This window comes from Bartonella sp. TT119HLJHH (assembly GCF_042193385.1).
In the GTDB taxonomy this organism is placed as follows: domain Bacteria; phylum Pseudomonadota; class Alphaproteobacteria; order Rhizobiales; family Rhizobiaceae; genus Bartonella.
Window position 1 is genome coordinate 1 of record NZ_JBHILS010000067.1, and the last position, 1963, is coordinate 1963.

Below are 1963 nucleotides of genomic sequence, written 5' to 3' on the forward strand. Positions count from 1 at the left end.
GAGAAATGGGATGAGAAGCGCAATATTGGCTTGGGAGCAGAGCATGATTGGTCCAGTCATGGAGCAGATGCCTTTGGATTGATGTGCGTGGCTTATGAAGAACCTCCGACGATACAAAAGCGACCAGCTTATAGCGGCAGAACGGAATATGAGAGTACCTCATGGATGGCAGAATGATGTATGATGAAGAGCATTTAGATAAAGAAAGTAACGCATCAGATTTGTCGACAGAAGGCTTATTTCGCAAGCTTGTGAGTTGGTACAAAGAAGATGTGGAGCATGTGAATAAATGGCGTGAACATGCGCGGGAAGATTTTCGTTTTTACAATGGTGATCAGTGGAATGAGGCTGATTTAGCGGCGTTAAAAGAGCAACGCCGCCCCGTTATGACTTTTAATCGTATTGCTCCGCTTGTGAATGCTGTTGTGGGTTCAGAGAGAAATAATAAGCGAGAAGTGCAGTTTATTCCCCGTCAAGTAGGGAAGGCATTGCCTAGTGAATTGCTTACTGGTGCGGCAGAATGGTTTCGGGACATGGCGCATGCAGAATACGCTGATAGTGATGCTTTCCAAGATGCCGTTATCTGCGGCATGGGGTGGACTGATACCCGCCTTGATTATGAAAACAGTCTTGATGGTGAACCGGTCATTACGCGTTTAGACCCACTGAAAATGGTCTGGGATAGTGCAGCAGTGCAACCGAATTTAACCGATGCACAACGCATGTGGTATGTAGATCGCAAGCCCTTGGAAGTAGCTAAGCAGATGTTTCCCAAAGCTCATTGGAGTGAACTGAGTGCAGATTGGGCGCGTGATGGGGTTGCTTATGAGGGCATTCATCATAATGATCTTGAAGCTTATAATGATGAGAAGGGCATTGATGTTGAAAACGGTCGACGGATGATCACACTTGTTGAATGCCGTTGGTTTGAAAGCGAGAGGTATTACAAAGCGCCCGATTTAAGCACTGGAGAACTTCGTGATTATAGCGAGGAAGAATTTAAGCAGCTCCAGTGCATGATGCACGATATCCAAGGGGCAGCTTTCAATAAAAAGGTTGTAAGACGTGCTTTTTTAGGGAGAAAATTGCTTGAATCCCCCGATCAACCTTTGGTTCCAGCGGGTCAATTGGGTTGGGAGTGTATAACGGGGTATTTTGACAAGATAGAACGGCAATTTTATGGGGTTGTGCGTCCTACAAAAGACCCACAACGGTGGGCGAATAAGTACTTTAGTCAAGTTATGTATATCCTTAATAGCCAATCCAAAGGCGGGATAATGGCAGAGAGTGGTGCATTTAAGGATGAGAGAGAAGCAGCAAAAAGTTTAAGCCGATCAGACAGTATTACATGGGTTAAACCTAACGCATTGGCACAAGGAAAGATCCAACCCAAACCCGTAGCACAGTTTCCACAAGGCTTTTTCCAGCTGTTTAATGAAGCTAAGGAAGCAATTAATCAGGTGACGGGTTTATCGCCCGAATTCATTGGCACAAGAGAAGTGACACAAGCGGGTATTTTGGAGGCACAACGACGCCAATCCAGTTTAAATCTGCTTGCTTGTCTGTTTGATGGTTTACGTTTGTACCGCAAGCGGCAAGGTAAGATTATTTTGCATCTTATCCAGAATTACTTGTCCGATGGTCGTTTGGTACGGATATCTGGTGAGGAGAATGCGCAATATATTCCATTGACGCGTGAAGAAGTAACGAGTGTCGAGTATGATATTGTAGTTGATGATGCGCCAACCAGCCCGAATGAGAAAGAGCGCACCTTCGGTATTATCACACAACTGCTTCCATTGCTTCAAAATGCCATTACGCCGGATATTATGCTTGATCTACTTCGTTATTCTCCATTGCCGGCGTCATTACTCAATCGTGTCAGTGAGAAGTTCCAACAGCAACAAATGGCACAACAACAGCAGATGGACCCCGAGCAGGAAATGAAGTTGCAGGAAAAGCA

At 45.2% G+C, this 1963-nt stretch carries 1 protein-coding gene and 1 pseudogene; both read left to right on the forward strand.

The features are described 5' to 3' along the window. Positions 1-177 (forward strand): annotated as a pseudogene (locus ACFIJL_RS09170) (PBSX family phage terminase large subunit); the annotation flags it as partial. Beyond that, positions 162-1963, forward strand: a 1802-nt coding sequence (locus ACFIJL_RS09175) for a portal protein (protein WP_375624378.1), incomplete at its 3' end; no start/stop codon positions are given. The pseudogene ACFIJL_RS09170 and the gene ACFIJL_RS09175, both read left to right, overlap by 16 nt.